The sequence below is a fragment of the Streptomyces sp. NPDC101393 genome (assembly GCF_044767385.1).
Classification (GTDB): domain Bacteria; phylum Actinomycetota; class Actinomycetes; order Streptomycetales; family Streptomycetaceae; genus Streptomyces.
Window position 1 is genome coordinate 1 of record NZ_JBIWNU010000014.1, and the last position, 19,055, is coordinate 19,055.

The 19,055-nt window shown below is 72.2% G+C and carries 15 protein-coding genes and 1 pseudogene; 10 read left to right on the forward strand and 6 right to left on the reverse strand.

Annotation, left to right across the window (positions count from 1 at the left end; genetic code table 11):
- Nucleotides 1-103 precede the first annotated feature (103 nt).
- A complete protein-coding gene (locus ACIRQ7_RS33750; protein WP_404266367.1) occupies nucleotides 104-1,402 on the reverse strand; it encodes an MFS transporter in 1,299 nt (432 codons plus the stop codon).
- Between the two features lie 341 nt (nucleotides 1,403-1,743).
- On the opposite strand from ACIRQ7_RS33750, the gene ACIRQ7_RS33755 reads away from it, so the two are divergent.
- Entirely contained in the window at nucleotides 1,744-2,418 is a 675-nt protein-coding gene (locus tag ACIRQ7_RS33755) for a class I SAM-dependent methyltransferase (protein ID WP_404266368.1), read from the forward strand.
- A 69-nt stretch (nucleotides 2,419-2,487) separates the two neighbouring features.
- On the opposite strand, the gene ACIRQ7_RS33760 is transcribed toward ACIRQ7_RS33755, so the two are convergent.
- From ACIRQ7_RS33760 to ACIRQ7_RS33770, 3 genes are read right to left on the reverse strand one after another with little or no spacing between them, the layout of a single operon-like run.
- Nucleotides 2,488-2,859 carry a fic family toxin-antitoxin system, toxin component gene (locus tag ACIRQ7_RS33760; protein ID WP_401478160.1) on the reverse strand — a complete coding sequence of 124 codons (372 nt, stop codon included), beginning with the start codon at nucleotides 2,857-2,859 and terminating at the stop codon, nucleotides 2,488-2,490.
- Nucleotides 2,856-3,128: a toxin-antitoxin system HicB family antitoxin gene (locus tag ACIRQ7_RS33765; protein WP_401478157.1), complete on the reverse strand. Its 273-nt coding sequence runs from the start codon at nucleotides 3,126-3,128 to the stop codon at nucleotides 2,856-2,858. The genes ACIRQ7_RS33760 and ACIRQ7_RS33765 overlap by 4 nt, the downstream gene beginning before the upstream one ends.
- 52 nt (nucleotides 3,129-3,180) lie before the next feature.
- Nucleotides 3,181-4,104 carry a LysR family transcriptional regulator gene (locus ACIRQ7_RS33770; RefSeq protein WP_404266369.1) on the reverse strand — a complete coding sequence of 308 codons (924 nt, stop codon included), beginning with the start codon at nucleotides 4,102-4,104 and terminating at the stop codon, nucleotides 3,181-3,183.
- Nucleotides 4,105-4,314: 210 nt separating this feature from the next.
- On the opposite strand from ACIRQ7_RS33770, the gene ACIRQ7_RS33775 reads away from it, so the two are divergent.
- On the forward strand, nucleotides 4,315-5,796 hold the full coding sequence (locus ACIRQ7_RS33775; protein WP_404266370.1) for an APC family permease: 1,482 nt from the start codon (nucleotides 4,315-4,317) through the stop codon (nucleotides 5,794-5,796).
- Nucleotides 5,797-5,805: 9 nt separating this feature from the next.
- Here the strand turns inward: ACIRQ7_RS33775 and ACIRQ7_RS33780 are convergent.
- Nucleotides 5,806-6,606, reverse strand: a pseudogene (locus ACIRQ7_RS33780) (multidrug resistance efflux transporter family protein); the annotation flags it as partial.
- Nucleotides 6,607-6,829: 223 nt separating this feature from the next.
- Between ACIRQ7_RS33780 and ACIRQ7_RS33785 the strand changes: the two are divergent.
- From ACIRQ7_RS33785 to ACIRQ7_RS33800, 4 genes are all read left to right on the forward strand, one after another.
- Nucleotides 6,830-7,495: a GntR family transcriptional regulator gene (locus ACIRQ7_RS33785; RefSeq protein ID WP_404266371.1), complete on the forward strand. Its 666-nt coding sequence runs from the start codon at nucleotides 6,830-6,832 to the stop codon at nucleotides 7,493-7,495.
- Nucleotides 7,496-7,647: 152 nt separating this feature from the next.
- The gene (gene phnA / locus ACIRQ7_RS33790) at nucleotides 7,648-8,913 is read left to right on the forward strand and encodes a phosphonoacetate hydrolase (protein ID WP_404266372.1); all 1,266 of its coding nucleotides are present in this window, start codon (nucleotides 7,648-7,650) and stop codon (nucleotides 8,911-8,913) included.
- Between the two features lie 172 nt (nucleotides 8,914-9,085).
- Nucleotides 9,086-10,417 (forward strand): MFS transporter, encoded by a 1,332-nt coding sequence (locus ACIRQ7_RS33795; RefSeq protein ID WP_404266373.1) that lies wholly within the window; start codon nucleotides 9,086-9,088, stop codon nucleotides 10,415-10,417.
- 84 nt (nucleotides 10,418-10,501) lie between these two features.
- Complete coding sequence (locus tag ACIRQ7_RS33800; RefSeq protein WP_404266374.1) at nucleotides 10,502-11,635, forward strand: TIGR03364 family FAD-dependent oxidoreductase; 1,134 nt, start codon at nucleotides 10,502-10,504, stop codon at nucleotides 11,633-11,635.
- A 113-nt stretch (nucleotides 11,636-11,748) separates the two neighbouring features.
- On the opposite strand, the gene ACIRQ7_RS33805 is transcribed toward ACIRQ7_RS33800, so the two are convergent.
- Complete coding sequence (locus ACIRQ7_RS33805; protein ID WP_404266375.1) at nucleotides 11,749-13,227, reverse strand: aldehyde dehydrogenase family protein; 1,479 nt, start codon at nucleotides 13,225-13,227, stop codon at nucleotides 11,749-11,751.
- 435 nt (nucleotides 13,228-13,662) lie between these two features.
- On the opposite strand from ACIRQ7_RS33805, the gene ACIRQ7_RS33810 reads away from it, so the two are divergent.
- From ACIRQ7_RS33810 to ACIRQ7_RS33825, 4 genes are all read left to right on the forward strand, one after another.
- Nucleotides 13,663-14,553, forward strand: coding sequence for an LLM class F420-dependent oxidoreductase (locus ACIRQ7_RS33810; protein WP_404266376.1), 891 nt, complete (start codon nucleotides 13,663-13,665; stop codon nucleotides 14,551-14,553).
- A gap of 541 nt (nucleotides 14,554-15,094) precedes the next feature.
- Nucleotides 15,095-15,766 carry a CAP domain-containing protein gene (locus ACIRQ7_RS33815; RefSeq protein WP_404266377.1) on the forward strand — a complete coding sequence of 224 codons (672 nt, stop codon included), beginning with the start codon at nucleotides 15,095-15,097 and terminating at the stop codon, nucleotides 15,764-15,766.
- Between the two features lie 630 nt (nucleotides 15,767-16,396).
- The gene (locus ACIRQ7_RS33820; protein ID WP_404266378.1) at nucleotides 16,397-17,968 is read left to right on the forward strand and encodes a PP2C family protein-serine/threonine phosphatase; all 1,572 of its coding nucleotides are present in this window, start codon (nucleotides 16,397-16,399) and stop codon (nucleotides 17,966-17,968) included.
- Nucleotides 17,965-19,047, forward strand: coding sequence for a B12-binding domain-containing protein (locus ACIRQ7_RS33825; protein WP_404266379.1), 1,083 nt, complete (start codon nucleotides 17,965-17,967; stop codon nucleotides 19,045-19,047). The genes ACIRQ7_RS33820 and ACIRQ7_RS33825 overlap by 4 nt, the downstream gene beginning before the upstream one ends.
- Nucleotides 19,048-19,055 lie beyond the last annotated feature (8 nt).

The window sequence follows — 19,055 nt, forward strand, 5'->3', positions numbered from 1 at the left end:
TGTCTGGCCGGGGCGCCCGGGGGGGGGGGCGCGCCCGGGGGGGGGGGGGGGGGCCCCCGGGGGGGGGGGGGGGGGGGGGGGGGGTTCACCCCCACGACAGCCCCTAGTCCAGCGAGGCTCCCTTGCGTTCCGGGATCAGGAACATGGCCGCCATGTCCAGAAGGTAGATGACGGCGAGCAGGCCGATGGCCTTCTGGAAGCCGTAGGAGTCCGCGACGAGGGCGACCACCAGCGGGGCGAAGCCACCGACGCCGCGGCCCAGGTTGAAGAGGACGTTCTGGGCGGTGGCACGCGCGTGGGTGGGGTAGAGCTCGGCGATCAGGGCACCGTAGCCGCCGGTCATGCCGTTCACGAAGGCGCCCATGACGGCGCCGCCGATGAGCAGCGCGGTGGGGGCGGAGAGGGTGGCGTAGGCGACGACGGCGAGGACCGAGCCGGCCTGGAAGATCCAGAAGGTGGGGCGGCGGCCGATCCGGTCGGCGAGGTGGCCGAAGGCGAGGATCCCGAGGGCCATGCCGACGACCGTGACGGCGGTCCAGGCGCCGGACTTGGTGAGGCTGTAGCCGAACTCCTCGGACAGATAGCTCGGGAGCCACGTCATGATGCCGTAGTAGCCGAAGTTCTGTACCGAGGTCAGCACGAGGATGCCGAGGGTGGTGCGGCGGGCCGCCGGGGTGTCGAGGAGGCTGCGCAGCGGGGCGGTGGCGGGCCGTGCCGCGCGGGCGGCCTCGGTGAACGCCGCGGGCTCGTGCATCGTGCGGCGGAAGAGGAATGCCGCGACGGCGGGCAGCACGCCGAGGGCGAACAGGGCGCGCCAGCCCCAGGCGTTGATGACCGGGGCGGAGACGAGGGCGGCGGCCAGGACGCCGGTCTGCCAGCCGAGGCCGACGTAGGACGTGCCGCGGGCGCGTTTGCGGCTGGGGAAGGCCTCGGCGGCCAGGGCCATGCCGATACCGAATTCACCGCCGATGCCCATGCCCGAGAGGAACCGGAAGACCGCGAGCTGGGTGAAGTCCTGGGACAGCGCGGTCAGTCCGGTGAAGACGGCGAAGAGCACGATGGACCAGGACAGCACCCGGATGCGGCCCAGGCGGTCGGAGAGCACGCCGAACAGCAGGCCGCCGGCGACGCAGCCGGTGAGGGTGATGGTGGTCAGTGACCCCGCCTCGGTGGAGGTCAGGTGGAGACCGGCGGTGAGCGCGGAGAGGGCGAAGCTGAGGATGAGGAGGTCGAAGCCTTCGAGGCCGTATCCGACGGCGGAGGCGAGGACGGCCTTGCGGGCGTAGGCGTCGGGTTCGGTGCGCTGATGGCCTGCCGGGGAGGGGGTCTGTGGGGGTGTGGCAGCGGCCGACGGCTCGTCAGGGGTGGGGCGGGGGTCCGCCTGCGCGGGGTGGTGGGGCATGCGTTTTTGCGTCCTGGTCCTCGGGTGCCGGATGTCCGGGCGTACGGGGTGCGGCGCGGCCGGTCGTGGGACGGCGGGCAGGCGCGTACGGAGGGGGAAACGGCCGGCCCGGCCGGTCCGCGCCGGTGCGGCCGAGGCGTCATTCTAGGGGGCGGCCCCGGGTGTGCGTTCGGGCATCCGCATGATGTGCGGGCAGGCGGCCCGGTGGCTGCCGGGAGGGGGACCGCGTGACTGCCGGGTGCGGGCCGCCGGTCCCTTCCGGCGCGGCGTCGCGGGTCTCGGCCGCGTTCCAGCGGGGAGACTGACAGCACGAGCGGGCATCGCCGGCGAAAGGGTCCGTCATGTTGCAGCGCAGGAGAGTTTCGCGGGACACCGTGCACCATCCGGTCTTCGCCCGCTTCTACGCGCGGTGCTGCGGGCCCGCGGCGGACGAGCGGGCGGGCGTGGCGGCCCTGCGGAAGCAGTTGCTGACGGGATCCATGGGCCGGGTCATCGAGGTCGGCGCGGGCAGCGGACTGAACTTCGCGCACTATCCGCGGACGGTGTCGGAGGTGGTGGCGATCGAGCCGGAGGCCACCCTGCGGGCGGCGGCGCGGAAGGCGGCGGCGCATGCGGGCGTGCCGGTGGATCTCGTGCCGGGAGTCGCGGAGGCGCTGCCGGTCAAGAGCGAGGCGTTCGACGCGGCGGTGGCGTCGTTGGTGCTGTGTTCGGTGCGTGATGTGCGGCGGTCGCTGGCGGAGTTGCGGCGGGTGCTGCGTCCGGGCGGTGAGCTGCGGTTCTTCGAGCACGGGCGGGCGGCCGGGCGGGGGCTCGCGGCAGCGCAGTGGTCTTTGGACCGCACGGTCTGGCCGCTGCTGATGGGCGGCTGTCACACCTGGCGGGATCCGCTCGCCGAGATCCGGGCGGCGGGCTTCGAGGTGGTGCACGCGAGGCGGCTGCGGGTGCCGGAGCGCGGGCCGACGCTTCCCACGTCGCCCGTGGTGATGGGGATGGCGCGGCGGCCGATCGACGACTGAGCAGGGCGGGGGGCACCCCCCTGAAGGCGATCGTGTCCGTGCGCGTCACCGGGTCCGTGCCCGCGGCCGTCACACCGTCCAGGTGCGCAGTTCCTCCGCGATGGCGTGGACGTCGGTCGTGCCCTCCTTGACGAGCCGGGCGAGGTCGCGGACCCGCTCGGGGGAGGTGGCGATCTTCAGACCGCTCGCGACGAGGTAGCCGTAGGCGACGGCGGTCGCGAACATCGCGTTGGAGCGCTCCAACGCCGGTACCCGCAGGAGTAGTTGGAGGAGTGCCGCGGCGCGGTCCTGTGGTTCGGTGTAGACGGGGACGCCGAGGATCTCCGCGTCGTGGCGGCTGACGGCGGCCACCAGAGCGCCCCAGTCGGTGACCTGGGGGTCTCCGGGGGTGTGCTGTTCGGCGATCAGGAGGAGCCAGGCGAGGTCGATGCGCAGTGTCACGTGGGGCCCGGCTGTCCTTCCCGGTCCGTGGCTTTCGAGGGGCCGCGGTCGCTGCTCGGGTCCAGGCCGAATTCTTCGGCGAAGACTCGTTCGTACTGCTTCATGAAGTCGGAGGCGGCCTCGACGAAGGTCTGGCCGACCTCTCCGGCGTCCTTGAGGACGAGTTCTTCGATATAGCGGTTCATGCTCACTCCCCGCTGCAGGGCGCGCTCTCGCGCCGCTTCGGCGGTGGCTTCGTCCACACGGACATTCAGCTGTGTCTTCGCCACCCTCCTAAGCTAGCGCGCACCCGCTAGCACCGGCAAGTGGGGTCCGTCCGCCTCATCCGGCTTCCGCCTCACCCGTCCTGCCGGGCCAGTGGCGCAGCCCCCGGAGCACGTCCAGGAACGCGCGTTCCGCCGGGGAGAGCAGCCGGTCCCTGCGGCGTACGAGGCTGATGGGGCGGGGCTCGGGGGCCGGGGTGACGGGCAGGACGGCGAGGGTGCCGGCCCGTACCTCGTCGACGACGGCGTGCTCGGAGATCAGGGCGAGTCCCATCCCGGCGGCCACGCACTGCTTGACCGCTTCGGGGCCCCAGATGTCGGCACGCGGCGCGGCGCCGAGCCCCCAGTCGGCCAGCACCCGTTCTTGCAGCTCCCGGGTCTGCGAGCCGGGTTCGCGGAGCAGGAAGCGGCTGCCGGTGAGGTCGTCGGGGGCGAGGTCGGCGCGCTCGGCGAGGGGGTGATCGGGAGCCGCGATCAGCACCAGGCGTTCGTCCAGGACGGACTCGACGACCAGCCGGTCGCCGTGCGGGGTGCCGGCGACCACCGCGACACCGATGCCGCCGCCGAACAGCTGCTCCTGGACGGCCTCGTAGTTCCCGACGAAGACGTCGCAGTCGATGCCGGGGTGTTGGCGCTGGTAGCGGGCCAACAGCGCGGGCAGCAGATACGTTCCCACGGTGGTCGAACCGCCGATCAGCAGCCGCCCGGCCACCAGTCCGCCGACCTGCTGGACGGCGGCGACGGCCTCCTCGGCGAGCAGGAAGACCCGCTTGCCGTACTCGGCCAGCACCTCCCCCTCGGCGGTCGGCCGGGCGCGGGTCCCGGAGCGGTCGACGAGGGTGACGTGGAGCGACTGTTCGAGCCGGCGCACCTGGTTGGAGACGGACGGCTGGCTCATGTACAGCTTCTGGGCGGCCGCGGAGAACCCCTGGTGTTCGACGACCTGCATGAAGATCCACAGTCGGTGGAGGTTGAGTTCCATGGCCCTCCCTCGATGGCCGCCGCACGCTGCGCGGCGCCGCTCGGCAATCCATGATCGACCGCGCGACGAGCCTAGCCAGCGATGTCCCTGAGGGACAGGGGTGGGACGGACCGGACGGGTGCGGCAGGTGGGTGCGCGCCGCTCCCGATACCGGTGGAGCGGATACCGGACGATGTGATCCGCCGCTTCGCCACCAGGAGGACCCCTGCCGTGTCCGCCCCAGCCCCCGCACTCCACCTGAACCGCAGCCTGCGCCGTTTCGACATCATGGCGATGAGCGTCGCCGCCGTGATCTCCTTCGATGTGATCGGGCAGATCGCGACCGGCGGTGGCGAGGCCGTCACCTGGGTCGGCGTCGTGGCGGCGGTCTTCCTGCTGCCGTACGCGCTGATCTTCGCCGAGACCGGCGCGGCCTTCCCGCAGGAGGGCGGCCCCTACGTCTGGGTGAAACTGTCCTTCGGACGCGCGGCGGCAGCGCTGACCACGATGTTCTACTGGGTCACCAACCCCGTCTGGCTGGGCGGTTCGCTGGCCTTCGTCGCCGCGCAGGCCTGGGACGGCTTCGTCTTCCCGCTAGGCTCCGGCACGGTCGCCGACTACCTCTTCAAACTGATCTTCATCTGGGCCGCCATCCTCACCGCCGTCGTCTCGCTGCGCCGCGGCAAATGGGTCACCACGGCCGGGGCGGCCGCCAAGGTCTTCACCCTCGCCGTCTTCACCGGCACGGCCGTCGCCTACGGGGTCCGGCACGGCTTCCGCGGGCTGGAGGGCACCGGTTTCTCCCCCACCGGCGCGGGCTTCCTGGCGCTGGTGCCCGTGCTGCTCTTCGCCTACGTCGGATTCGAGGCGCCCAACGCGGCCGGCGACGAGATGCTCGATCCGCAGCGCGATGTGCCGGTCTCGATCGGCGTCGCCGGGCTGATCGCCACCTGCTGCTATCTGCTTCCGGTGCTGGCCATTCTCTCGGCGGCCCCGGCCGGGGCGGTCACCGGGATCGGCGGTTTCATGGATGCCGCCGGGTTGGTCTTCGACGTGTACGGGAGCCTGCGCGGGCCACTGCTGACGGCCACCGCGGCACTGTTCGCCTTCGCGCTGCTGACCCAGGGCAGTGCGTGGATGATCGTCGCCGACCGGATGCAGGCGATGGCGGCGGCCGACGGCGGGTTCTTCAGCCGGTCGCTCGGCGCCTTCCACCCGCGTCTGGGGACGCCGGTGCGGATGAACGTTCTCTCGGGCATCACCGCCACGGTCTTCATGGCCGCGGCGATGAATCTGGCGGGCGGCGACGCCTCGGCCGTCTTCGGGGTGGTGCTGTCCGTCGCGATCACCACGCTGCTGCTGTCCTACCTGTGCATCGTGCCCGCGCTGCTCGTGCTGCGGCTGCGCCGACGCGATGTGCCACGCCCCTACCGTGTCCCCTTCGGCACCCCGGGATTCACGATCGCGACGGTGTTCGTCTACGCATGGATCCTGCTGGGCTCATGGGTGGCGCTGTTTCCCGGCACCCTGGAGCCGCTCTTCGGACTCGGCTACGACTTCCGGACGACCTGGGGCGTCTCCCGGACCGCGTTCGAGGCCTTCACGCTCGGCACCGTCGTCCTGCTGCTGGCCGTGAGCACCGCCGGATATCTGGCCCAGCGCATGCACGCACAGCCCGACGACGATGAGCGCGAGTCCGGCCCAGCCCGATAGCCGCGGCACCGCGACGCCCACCACCAGCGCCTCGCCGAGCAGCGTGAACGGCACCTCGGCCGCCTGGGTCGCCTCGACCGCGCCCAGGGCGGCGGGGTGGTGGCGTACCAGGTCGGTGGCGCGGAAGAAGAACGTGGTGCCCATCACGCCGGAGACCAGCGCGACGATCAGACACTGCGTCAACTGCCCTGCGGTGGGCGGCCCGTGGGTGGCCGTCGCGGTACCGGCCAGTGCGATCCACAGCGGCAGCGAGCCGAGCGTCATCGCCAGGGTGCGCTGGAAACCGTCCAGCCCGTCGACACCGAGGAGCCGGCGATTGCCGAGGGGGTAGGCGACGGCGGCGACGGCGACCGGCAGCACCACCTGGAGGACCGTGCCGACGCCCGCCCCCCGAGCGTGCTGGAGCTGGGCCAGGGCGACGCCGATGACGATCAGCGCCGAGACGCCGAGGGTGCGCAGCGGCACGCGGCCGCCGCCGAGCGCGCCGATGGCGATGCCGGCGACGATCACCAGCTGCCAGGTCGAGGCGACCAGCCATCCGGCGCCGGCCTCGCCCGCCCACGTCAGCGGCGCGTAGAAGAGTCCGAAGCCGACCGTCGACCAGCAAAGCCACAGCACCGGCCTGGTGCGCAGGCTGTGCAGGACGCCGGGCAGTCCGCCGCGGACCGCCACCAGCACGACCATCGGCACGACCATGAAGAGGTAGCGCAGGCTCGCGCTCCACATCCAGGAGCCGCCCGACACGCTCATCCAGCGGTTGAGCACGAAGGTGGTGGCGAAGCAGGCGGCGGCGACGATCCCCAGGGCCATCGGTCTCGCGACGCCGCCCCTGGCCGCCCGTCCCGCTGTCCGTGATGATGCCGACACGGTCCATCTCCTCACTGGCCTTGCCGCTTCGCCGTCCGGTCCACCGCCGGCCGGCGGCCCACCCCCGGTATCGGGGGAGGCGGACCGCTGGCGGAAATTGATATCTGAAATGTTAATCACCCTCCAGGTGCGCCCACCGGCCGGGGTCGGCGCTTAGGATCAGGGCGTGACCGCACTGGAACCGGTGCCGAGAAGGCTGCTGCGCGACGAGGCGTACGACGCGTTGCTGGAAGCGATCGTCTCCGGCGAGCTGCCGCCCGGGGCCAAGCTCAGCGACGCCGAACTCGCCCAGCGGCTGGGGCTGTCCCGCGCCCCGGTCCGCCAGGCGCTCGCCCGGCTGACCGCCGAACGCCTGGTGGTCTCCAAACCGCAGAGCTATACCCGGGTCGCACCGGTCGTGGCGCGCGAGACCCGGGACGCGCTCGCCGTCGTCCAGGCGATGCACGCACTCGCCGTGCGCGAGGCGGTCCCCCTGATGACCGGGGAACATCTCGGGCGGATGCGGACGGCCAACGCCGCGTTCGTCCGGGCGCTGGATGCGGAGGACGCGATGGCCGCGCTGGCGGCGGACGACGCGCTGCACGCCGTCCCCCTTGAGGTCTGCGGCAACGCGGCGCTGGCCGAGACCGTCCGCCGCTACACCCCGCTGCTGCGCAGGCTGGAGCGGCGCCGCTTCTCCAGCGCGGCGGCGCGCGCCTCAGCCGAGCGGCACGACGCACTGATCGAGGCCTGCGCGGCGGGTGAGGTCGCGGCCGCGGTGGAGCTGTCGGGCGAGATCTGGGGCGGGCTCGACGCCGCGGGGGCGGACAGCGGCCCGGGGGACGCGACGTAGGCGCGATGTCCGGGAGCTCGGTCGTACGCGCGGAAAAGGCTATGGCCGGTATAGCGATTTCGGTGGTTCTACGGCGCTGACGGCCGGTGCTACCCATGAGGCAGGGCGGATCCCACCGCCCTCCGACGTCGACCTCAGGGGTGGATCCGTACATGAAGGAAGCCGGTGCCGGACAGCTGCGGGTGAACGGACGCGACTACGCCTGGCCTCAGCGCCCGGTGGTCGTGGTGTGCATCGACGGCAGCGAGGACGCCTATCACGAACGGGCCGTCGCGGACGGGCGGATGCCCTTCCTGGAGCAGATGCTGCTCAGCGGCAGCGATCTGCGTGCGGACTGCACGATGCCGTCCTTCACCAACCCCAACAACCTCTCGATCGCGACCGGCGCACCGCCCAGTGTGCACGGCATCTGCGGCAACTACTTCTACGACCCGGCCTCGGACAGCGAGGTCATGATGAACGATCCCGCCCTGCTGCGCGCCCCGACCCTGTTCGCGGCGTTCTCCCAACAGGGCGCGCGGGTGGCGGTGATCACCGCGAAGGACAAGCTCCGGCGGCTGCTGGGCCAGGGCCTGGAGAACGGCATCTGCTTCTCGGCGGAGAAGGCCGACCAGGTCACCGAGGACGAGAACGGCATCGACAAGGTCCTGGAACGGGCCGGCATGGACCTGCCGTCGGTTTACAGCGCCGAGTTGAGCGAACTGGTGCTGGCCGCGGGCGTGGACGTGCTGGAGCGGGACCGGCCCGAGCTGATGTACCTGTCGCTGACGGACTACATCCAGCACAAGCACGCCCCCGGCTCGCCAGTAGCCAATGACTTCTACGCCATGCTCGACCGCTACTTCGCCCGGATCGACGCACTCGGCGCCGTCCTCGTCGTCACCGCCGACCACGGGATGAACGCCAAGACCGACGGCGCGGGCGACGCCCAAGTGGTCTTTCTCCAGGACCGGTTGGACCGCCGGTTGGGGGTGGGCGCGGCGCGTGTGGTGCTGCCGATCACCGACCCGTACACGGTTCACCACGGGGCGCTCGGCTCGTACGCGACGGTGCATCTGCCCGCCTCGCTCGACGAGGCCGGCACCCGTGCACTGGCCGGTGAACTCGAAGACATCCAGGGCGTGGCGACGGTCTTGACCCGCGACGAGGCCTGCGCACGCTTCGAACTGCCCGGCGACCGGATCGGTGAACTCGTCGTCATCGCCGAGCGCAATACGGCGCTGGGCACCACTCCCGCCCGGCACGACATCTCCGGCTTCACCGAACCGCTCCGCTCGCACGGCGGGCTGACCGAACAGCGGGTCCCGTTCCTGGTGAACGCGCCGGTCGGCGAGCTGCCGGAAGGACACCGGCTGCGCAACTTCGACAGCTACTGGGTGGGTACCGCACTCGCCGCCGGGCGGACGCCGGCCGGCTGACCCGGCAGGCCTGCCGCTCCCCTCCCACCCCGCTCCCGGCCCCGGCGCGCCGCCGAGGCGCGCGCCGGGGCCTCGTTCTCCCCACCCGCCGCACCCCCGCCCCTCCCCTCCCCTCCCCTCACTCTTTTCCCCTCCCCTACCTCCCCCTCCACGCCGAGGACAGGACACCGCCATGGCCGACCTCGCACCGCAGCACGTCCCGCACGACCCTCCCCCACCACCTCTCAGCACCCGTGCCGCCCTCAAGAGCGCCACCCGCTGGCGCCGGCAGATCTTCGCGATCACCTGGATCGCCTATGCCGGCTTCTACTTCGCCCGCCAGGCCTTCTCCGTCGCCAAGTTGGGGATCCTGGACGACCCCGCCCCCGGCGTCCACGCCGTCCTCACCGAGCGGGTGCTCGGGGTGATCGATGCGGTCTATCTCGCGGCGTACGCCGTGGGGCAGTTCCTCTGGGGCATGTGGGCCGACCGCTTCGGGCCGCGGGTCGTCGTGGTCGGCGGCATGCTCGGCGCGATCGTCGCCTCCTGCGCCATGGGGGTCAGTAGCGCGCTGCTGGTGTTCGGTGGCGCGATGGTCGTCCAGGGGCTCTCGCAGTCCGCCGGTTGGGCGCCGCTGTGCAAGAACATGGGCAATTTCTTCCCGGTACGCGAACGCGGCAAGGTGCTCGGCGTCTGGAGCAGCAACTACGCCTTCGGCGGGCTGGCCGCGCCGCCGTTCCTCGGCTGGTGGGCGTACTCGGTCTTCGACAGCTGGCATGCCGCGTTCTTCGCCGGGGCGGCCACCCTCGCCGTGGTGCTGGGCGCGTTCCTGCTCTTCCAGCGCGATACGCCCCCGGAGGGAGCGCCGGCTGCGGCGGGCTCCGAGGAGGCGGCTCCCGCGGCGGAACCGGCCGGGAAGCGTGCGCCGCTCGCGCTGTACCGGGAGACTCTCCAGGACCGGATGGTCCTCACGCTCGGCGCCGCCTACTTCCTGCTCAAACCGGCCCGTTACGCGATTCTGCTCTGGGGCCCGGTGATCGTCAGCCGCCGGCTGCCGGAGGTCGGCAAGGTGGGCGCGACACTCATCCCGATCGCCTTCGGGGTCGCCGGGGTCCTCGCCCCGGTCCTGATCGGCTGGCTGTCCGACACGGTCTTCCGGTCCCGGCGGGTGCCACCATGTGTGCTGGCACTGGGAATTCTGACGGTGTCGCTCCTGCTCTTCATGCCGCTGACGGCGACCGGCAGCACGGGCGTGATGATCGCGGTGCTGGCGTTGATCGGCCTGTCCGTCTATGCCGCCGACGCGATGATCTCGTGCGTCGCCGCGGTCGACTTCGGCAGTGCGGGCGGCGCGGGGACGGCCGCCGGGCTGGTCAACGGCTGCGGCTCGGTGGGCGCGATCCTCGGCGGCCTGCTGCCCGGGTTCCTCGCCGGCACCACCCTCTTCTACGGCTTCGCGGGCGCCGCCCTGCTGGCGGGGCTGCTGATGCTCCCCCAGTGGAACCGCGTCCCGGCACCCGCCTGACCCGACTCTCCCCCTACCTCCTGTAGCCACCCCGCGTCTCCCACGTCTCCCGCGTCTCCCACGCCTTCAGAGAGGGATACATTCATGGCGATCAACCATGTCGACACCGTCGTCGTCGGCGGCGGCATAGTCGGCCTCGCGCACGCGCTCGCCGCAGCCCGCCGTGGCGACCGCGTCGTGCTCTTCGAACGCGATGAGCACGCCGTCGGCGCCTCGATCCGTAACTTCGGCATGATCTGGGCGGTCGGCCAGCAGCGCGGCGCGATCTACCAGCGGGCGCTGCGCAGCCGCGACATCTGGCAGGAGATCAGCGCCAAGACGGGCCTGTGGGCCGCCCCGACCGGATCCCTGCACCTGGCCCAGCGGCCCGACGAGCTCGCGGTGCTGGAGGAGTTCGTCGCCACCACCGCTCCGGCCCGTGAACGGGGCACGACGATGATCACCGCGGCGGAGGCGGTGAAGCGCGGCCGGGCGGTGCGCGAGGAGGGGCTGATCGGCGCGATGTGGAGCCCCACCGAGGTCAATGTGGATCCGCGGCAGGCGATCCCGGCGGTTGCCGGGTATCTCGCCGAGGAGTACGGCGTGGACGTGCGGTTCGGCACCGCGGTGCGCGGTATCGCGGCGCCGACGGTGTCCACCACCGCCGGGGAGTGGCGCGCGGACCGGATCCTGGTGTGCAGCGGGAACGACTTCGCGACGCTGTATCCGGAGGTCTTCGCGGCGAGCGGCCTGGTGCGCTGCAAACTGCAGATGCTGCGTACGGGCGTGCAGCCGGACGGCTGGCAGCTGGGGCCGATGCTCTGCGGCGGGCTGACGCTGCTGCACTACGCGGCGTTCGAGGACTGTACGGCGCGGGCCGCGCTGGATGCCCGGATGCGCGAGGAGCTGCCGTTCCACCGGGAGCACGGCATCCATGTGCTGCTGTCGCAGACCGCGGACGGCCGGCTGACGATCGGCGACAGCCATGCCTATGCCGCCACCCACGACCCGTTCGCCAGTGAGGAGATCAACGAGGCGATCACCACGTATCTGCGGGGCTTCGCGCGGCTGCCCGATCCGCGGATCACGGAGCGGTGGACGGGCTGCTACCCCTCACTGCGCGACGGCCGCACCGAGCTGGTCGTCGATCCGGAACCGGGGGTGACGGTCGTCAATGGCGTCGGCGGCGCCGGGATGACGCTGTCGTTCGGGCTGGCGGAGGAGGTGCTGGCGCGCTGAGCTCCCCCGGGCACGACCGGGCCCCGGCCGCCGTGCGGCGGCCGGGGCCCGGTCGTAGGTATGCGGCGGCGGCAGTTCCGACGGGGCGGAAGCCGCGGATCCACGGCTTTCCGTCAGTAGCTGATGCAGGCCGAGTGCCACTGCGTGTAGAAGTCCCAGACCTGCGGTGAGCATTCGGGCGGGCCGTACTGCGAGGCCTTGGCGCCGACGTGCGGCAGATGCGCGTACGCACCGACGCCCGGCCGGTTGACGTGCAGCATGCCGGCCTCGAAGCGGTCCACGGCCTCGAACGCCCGGGACTGGGAGGCGGTGAACACGGTGCCCGACATGCCGTATTTGACGGAGTTGGCGATCCGCAGCGCGTCATCGAACCCGTCCGCGTCGATGACCGCGAGGACCGGGCCGAAGACCTCTTCCTGGGCGAGTTCGCTGTCCCAGGGGACATCCCGGATGACGGTGGGACGGACGTAGCAGCCGTCCGGCAGGCCGGGATCGTCCGCGCGCTCGCCGCCGCAGAGGACCTTGCCGCCGTCCCGCCGCGCCCCGGCGACGGCGTTCAGCGCGGCCTCCATCCGGGCGGGGTTGACGACCGGGCAGATCTGCGACGCCGGGTCGTCGCCGGGGCCGACCCGCATCCCGGCGACCCGGTCCACCAGCCGGTCCAGGAACGCGTCCCGTACCCGGTGGTCGACGACGGCGCGGCTGGTGGCACTGCACCGCTGACCGGCCTGGCCGAAGGCGCCCTGTGCCACCGCGTCCACCGCCCGGTCGAGGTCGGCGTCGTCCAGCACGATCACCGCGTTCTTGCCGCCGAGTTCGAGCTGGGTGCGCAGCAGCCGGGACGCGCCGCCGGTATGGATGGCCCTCCCCACGGCGAGCGAGCCGGTGAAGCTGATACCGGCCACGTCCGGATGCGCGACGAGTGCCTCGCCTGCCGCCGCGTCGCCCTGGACGAGGTTGAGCACACCGTCCGGGAGGCCCGCCCGTTGTGCCGCGTCGACGAGCAGGGCCGCGGTCAGGGGGGTGAGCGGGGACGGCTTGAGGACCGCGGTGCAGCCGGAGAGCAGGGCCGGGGCGACCTTCCAGACCGGGATGGCGAGCGGGAAGTTCCAGGGCGAGACGAGTCCGACGACGCCGATGGGGCGGCGGAAGGTGTAGGCGAAGGTGCGGTCCTCCTCGGCGGGCGCGGTGACCCCGCCGAGGAGCCGGGCCTGTCCCGCGGTGAAGTCGAGTACGGCGCGGGCTCGGGCCACCTCGCCGCGCGCCTCGCTCAGCAGCTTGCCCTGCTCCCGGGTGATCGCCGCGGCGAACTCCGCTTCCCTTTCGGCGAGTTGGTGGCTCATCGCGGTCAGAAACGTGGCCCGCTCGATCGGTCCGCGCGCCCGCCAGGCGGGCAGGGCCGTCGCGGCGGCGTCCACCGCCCGGTCGGTGTCCACGCCGCCGGACTCGGCGAACTCCCCCACATGGTCGCCCAGATCGGCCGGGTTGACATCGGTCCTGGTCTGTCCGGACTCGGCCGGGCTCCAGCGGCCGTCGATGAAGTTCAGCAGATGATGCGCCGCCACCGGTTGCCGCTGCGGAACGTAGGCCATGTCCTGCCCCTTCGTCGGACGTCTCGGTCCCGGCCAGGCTCACCCAGTCGGCGGCCGCACACCATCCATGGATTGCGAATGCGGGCGATAGCCGGGGACTATCGGCTGCGCCGGCGCCTTCCCGGCCGCTCCACGGAGCCGTACCAGGACATCACTGCGCCGCACCTTCTGCCATCGTCCGCCGCGTTTCGAGCGCGCCCGGGACGGCGCCGTCCCGGACCGGGCACCGGCCGCGCGACCCGACACGGACCCGCGAAGAAGCCCCCATGGCCATCGGAGACACCCTCCTCCCCGGCCACGGCCCCGCCCACAGGGCCCGCCGTGCGGCAACGACCGCGCTGCGGGTACACCGGCCAACGTCCCTCCGTACGGGTCTGGTTCCATGATCCGAGCCGGTCACGACCGACGCTGACCGCGCATCTCAAGGGGGCCCTCATGCCACGTCCGTTCCGCTTCGGCGTCAACATGCTCACCATCGACTCGGGGCAGTCCTGGCGACGGAAGTGCCGCCAGGCGGAGGAGTTGGGCTATGACGTGCTGCTGGTCCCCGACCATCTCGGCATGCCGGCGCCGTTCCCCGCACTGATCGCCGCGGCGGAGGCGACCGAGCGCCCCCGGGTCGGCACCTTCGTCCTCAACACGGGCTTTTACACCCCGGCCCTACTGGCCCGCGAGGTCGCCACCACCGACGCGCTCACCGGCGGCCGGCTCGAACTGGGCCTGGGCACCGGATACGTCCGGGACGAGTTCGAGTCGGCCGGTCTGCCCTGGGAGACGCCCGGCCGACGCGTCGACCATCTGGAGCGCACCGTCGAGGAGCTGGACCGGCTGGTCGGCGATCCCGAGTACGCGCCGCGGCCCACCCAGCTGCCGCGGCCGCCGCTGCTGATCGGCGGCAACGGCCCGCGCATGCTGCGGCTGGCCGCCCGGCACGCCGAGATCGCGGCGTTCACCGGCGGCCGGCAGGCCCCGGGCAAGCCGGAGGGCACGCTGAACCTGCTGCCGGCCGACGAGCTGGCCACCTCGGTGGCCCGGTACCAGGAGTACGCCGCCGACCGCGCCGAGCCCGCGGAGCTGAACATCCTCGTCCAGCAGGTGCGGGTCACCGACGACCGCGTCGCCGTCGCCCGGGAGATCGCGGGGCTCGGCATCGGCCTCGACGAGGAACAGGTGCTGGACGCCCCGACGCTGCTGATCGGTACGCCCGCGCAGATGGCCGAGCAGCTGCGGGAGCGGCGGGAGCGGTTCGGGTTCTCCTACATCACCGTTCTGGACCCGTTCCTGGAGGCGTTCGCGCCGGTGATCGAGGAGCTGGCCGGCAGCTGACCGGAGCGCACGATCCGCTCGGCAGGGGCCTGCGCGCCCCGCCGGCGGAGTCGTGCGACTGCCGTCCCGCCCGGACCCGGACGAGCGACGGCGGGCAGATCCGAGGTCCCGTACGCGACCGCCCCGCCGTCACACCTCAGGACCGAGTGACATCCGTCATAACCAGGACGGGCTCTTACTATCGCGAATAGTAGATGCCCTCCTCAGGGACATACGGGACTTGTCCGCCTTGGGCTGGGAATTTCCCGCGCCCGGACGGAGAGCCGGCGGTCCGCCGCTTTCTTTCGTCCGCGCATCGAGCGCATAACGGTTCCTGACGACACAGCAGGAATACCGGGGAGAGTCCGACCCGGGAACAGCATGCCCGGACAGCCATGGCAAGGGTGGCGGCACCTACTAAACGGAGTAGTAGATGTGCCCATTGCCTTGCCCGAATGGCGGTCCAAGAATGTCGGCCCACGGCATCTCCGCAGCTCAGGGGCGGAGATCAGGCAGAGCGAACCGCGCCGGTTCGCTTCGCATTCACCGAGTGAGGTCAGACATGAGGACGCATCGCAGGAAGAGGCATTACCGGCGAATAGCCGTCGCAGCCCTGGCCATTGGCGCCGTGGGCGTGCCCTCCGTCGCCATGGCCTGCAAGGACGGGCAGGAGAGCCAGGGCAGGCAGCACCACGGCCAGTGGAAGAATGCGTCCCACGCTCACTGGCAGACGAAGACCAAGGGCAAAAAGGCCGCCGCGGCCGCGCCGCAGAAGTCCACCGCAGCACAGAAGCCCACCGCCTCGAAGGCGCCCTCCGCGGCGCCGAGCGCCTCGAAGAAATCCACCGCCCCCGCATCCGGAGCGACGGCCCGCGTGGTGGAACTCGTCAACGACGAGCGCAGCAAGGCCGGGTGCAAGCCGCTGACCGTGAACGCGAAGCTCACAAAGGCCGCCCAGGCTCACAGCAAGGACATGGCGGACCATCGGAACATGTCCCACACGGGCTCCAACGGCTCGTCTCCGGACGACCGGATCAAGGCCGCCGGCTATGACTGGAACAGCTACGGCGAGAACGTCGCCTACGGATACGCCACTCCCGAGAGCGTGATGAAGGGCTGGATGGACAGCCCCGGCCACAAGCGCAACATCCTCGACTGCTCGTACAAGGAGATCGGCGTCGGACTCGCGCAGCCCGGCGACTACTGGACGCAGGACTTCGGCACGGCCGGCTGACGCCGCCCGGTACCTACGGTCGGGGCCCGCCCCGACCGTAGGTACCGCTCTTCACGCGCCGCTCGTGGTGAGGCGTGCACGGGCTTCCCGTCAGGCGGCACGCACGGGCACCTTCCGCGGACCGGCTCCCGCCCGCTGCGCGCGACCGGCCCGCGGCCCGGAGGTTCCGCCCTGGCCCCCGCGAGAGGCCGCTCGTGAATATCGCTATCGGGCGGCGGAGCGTAGCGTGGAATCGAGGTGGACTCGAAGAGCCCTTCGACGAGAAGAGGCCGTGTCAACGGGCCGGCCGGAGTCCGGACGAGCCAAGGGGCCCGGGTAGGAAGCGGCAGGGCAAGCGGGCCAGGTCGCAGCGCACGACTGGGGCGGGAGAAGCGGCGGTCGCCGGATGGGAACCACTGCGGTGCGCACCGTCGCACAGCGCCCCCCACCACCCGCGGCGCCCCACGACGAGGGGCCCCGCGCGAGAGCTTCCGGCCACCTCTCACCGCCGTACGCGCACGTGGACGCGAGCCACCACCGATGACGGAGACCGGACGCGAGGAGGCCGGGGGCGAGGGCCGCTCAGCTCCGGCGGAGCCGTCGTGCGGGCAGTCGCCCCGCGGGCGGTCGGAATTTTGCCCGGTGGAACCGGTGGACCCGCTACAGCTCCTGGACCTGGTGAACCCGGCCGACCAGGCCGTGGTGACCTGCGACGCGGCGGGTGTGGTGCGCGCGTACACCACCTCGGCCGGCCGCCTCTTCCCCCTGCTGCGGGTCGGGGCGACGCTCAGCACCTCGATGGCGGGCCCGCTCGCCCTGGCAACGGAACAGGGGGCGGACAGCTTCGATGCCCCCTTCGAGGGCCGCGCACTCCTCGGGCACCGGGAAACCTGCCGGGACCAGGTGATGTGGCTGGTGCGTGACGTCAGCGCCGTACGGGCCTGTGCGGACACCCTGCTGGCGGAGCGGCAGCGGTCGGCGTTCCTGGAGGAGGCAGGCCTACGGCTCGGTGCCTCTCTGCACCATGGCCGTACCGTGCGCTCCGTGGTGCGGATCGCCCGGCCGGAGCTGGCCGATATCGCGGTCGTCGTGCTGCCGGTGCACGGACGCCGCACGGAGTGGCACCGGGCCGGGCCGGATGGCGCGGAGGACGCAGGCCAGGTGTCCGCGAAGACGCTGGCGCGGGTGCCGGCGGTCGCGGACGCGCTCTCGGGCCTGCGTCCTCACCCCGCTGCCACCTCCGTGCAGGAGCTGGAGGGCCTCGCGGCCGCCCTACCCGCGGACCCCGGGGAGGGCGGCGAGGCACTGGTCATCCAGCTCTCCGGCAACGGCGTCTCGGCCGGCGCGCTGATCCTGATCCGGGGTCCGGGCCGGGCGGGCTTCGCAGCGACGGACGTCAAGCTGGCGTGGCAGTTCGCCGAGCGGGCCGGTCTCGCGCTGGCCACCGCGTCCCTCTACTCCCAGCAGTCACGGACCACCGCCGTCCTTCAGGAGAGCCTGGCACCCGACCCGCTGCCTGCGGTCGAGGCCGTCAGGCTGGGTGCCGCCTACCGGCCGGCCGCACAGGCGCTGCGCATCAGCGGTGACTTCTACCGCGTCGCCCCGCATCCCGGCGACGGCGTGGTCTTCTTCTTCGGCGATGTGTGCGGCAAGGGCGCGGAGGCGGCCGTCCTGGCCGGACTCGTGCGGCAGAGTCTGCGCACCCTGGAACTCACCGAGCCTGACCCGGTGCGGGCACTGCACCTGCTCAATCAGGCGCTGCTCGGCGACGAAAGCCGCTTCACCACCCTGGTGAACGGATCCGCGCGCCCGTCCCCGGACGGCGGTCTGACCGTGGTGACCGCGGGGGGAGGCCACCTTCCCCCGCTGATCCTGCGCCGGGACGGCCGGGTGGAGGAGGTCTCGATCGACGGCACGCTGGTCGGCATCCTGCCCGATCCGTTCTTCGGCCGGACGGATTCCCACCTGGCCCCCGGCGAGCTGATGCTGCTCTACAGCGACGGGGTGACCGAGGCACGGGGCGGACCGACCGGAGGGGAGCTGTACGGCGACGAACGGCTGTCCCGCGCGCTGGCCGACTGCCTGCGCATGCCGGCAGGCGCGGTCGCCGAGCGGGTGGAGCTCCTCACCACCCAGTGGCTGGCCGGCCGCCCCCACGACGACATCGCCGTACTGGCCCTCCAGGCCCCGCCCGGCCCGCTCCCGAGGCGGCCCCTCCCATGAGCCACGACCGCCCCGGAATCACCGGCGACGTCCGGGCCGCTTTCGACGACTGCCTCGTCCACGCCGACGAGGAGGGCGCGGTAGCGCTGACCGTGCGCCTGCTCCAGGACGGCGTGCGGGCTGAGGATGTCCTGCTGGGGCTGGTGGCGCCCGCTCAGCAGCGGGTCGGCACGCGGTGGGCGTCCGGTGAATGGACCGTGGCGCAGGAGCACGCGGCCACCCACGTCAGCGAGCGGTCCGTCGCCACCGTTGCCGCCGCGATCCCCGAACCGGGCCCGGCGGGTACGGCGGGCGCGGTGCTGGTGACGTGCAGCGACGGTGAATGGCACACGCTGCCCGCCCGCCTGCTCGCCGAAGTGCTGCGGGTGCGCGGCTTCCACGTGCGATTCCTCGGTGGCCATGTCCCCGCCGCCCAATTGGTCTCCGACCTCCACCAGAACGCTCCGGACGTGGTCGCCCTGTCCTGCACCCTGCCGATGCGGCTGCCGCTCGCCCACGGGCTCATCCAGGCATGTCGTCCGGCCGGCGTGCCGGTTCTCGCCGGTGGCTGCGGCTTCGGTCCCGACGGCACCTGGGCGTACGCGCTCGGCGCCGATCTCTACGCCCCCGACGCACCGACCGCCGACACCCTGCTGCGCCGTCAGTGGCCGCCGCCCCTCACCGGCGAGCCGTCCCTCGACGCCGGCTCCACCGAGGCCTACGCCCATCTCGCCCGCCGCCGCTCCGCACTTCTGCGCCACGTCGTGCAGAGCCTGCAGGACCGCTTCCCCGACCTGCGCGACCCCACCCACCGCCAAGACGAAGCCACCACCGAAACCCTCGGACAGCTCCTGGACTCCCTCGCCGCAGGCGCGTTCGTGGACGATCCGCGGGTGTTCATCGACTACCTGTCCTTCGCCGCCGCGTTCCTCACGGCCCGCTCCACCGACCCGGCCCGCCTGCTCGCCGTACTGGACTTCCTGGCGGCTCCGCTCAGCGACTCACCCCACCTGGCCAGGCACCTCGCCGCAGGACGCACCTGGCTCGACACACACCTCACCCGCCCTTCAGCGGAGCGCCGTCCCGCGACCGGCGCCTAGGCCTGCCG

Coding starts and splice junctions, on each gene's coding strand:
- ACIRQ7_RS33805 (WP_404266375.1), bottom strand. CDS start 13,227: ATGGCCTACGTTCCGCAGCGGCAACCGGTGGCGGCGCATCATCTGCTG.
- ACIRQ7_RS33770 (WP_404266369.1), bottom strand. CDS start 4,104: ATGGAACTCAACCTCCACCGACTGTGGATCTTCATGCAGGTCGTCGAA.
- ACIRQ7_RS33800 (WP_404266374.1), top strand. CDS start 10,502: ATGGCGATCAACCATGTCGACACCGTCGTCGTCGGCGGCGGCATAGTC.
- ACIRQ7_RS33810 (WP_404266376.1), top strand. CDS start 13,663: ATGCCACGTCCGTTCCGCTTCGGCGTCAACATGCTCACCATCGACTCG.
- ACIRQ7_RS33815 (WP_404266377.1), top strand. CDS start 15,095: ATGAGGACGCATCGCAGGAAGAGGCATTACCGGCGAATAGCCGTCGCA.
- phnA (WP_404266372.1), top strand. CDS start 7,648: ATGAAGGAAGCCGGTGCCGGACAGCTGCGGGTGAACGGACGCGACTAC.
- ACIRQ7_RS33750 (WP_404266367.1), bottom strand. CDS start 1,402: ATGCCCCACCACCCCGCGCAGGCGGACCCCCGCCCCACCCCTGACGAG.
- ACIRQ7_RS33825 (WP_404266379.1), top strand. CDS start 17,965: ATGAGCCACGACCGCCCCGGAATCACCGGCGACGTCCGGGCCGCTTTC.
- ACIRQ7_RS33755 (WP_404266368.1), top strand. CDS start 1,744: ATGTTGCAGCGCAGGAGAGTTTCGCGGGACACCGTGCACCATCCGGTC.
- ACIRQ7_RS33795 (WP_404266373.1), top strand. CDS start 9,086: ATGGCCGACCTCGCACCGCAGCACGTCCCGCACGACCCTCCCCCACCA.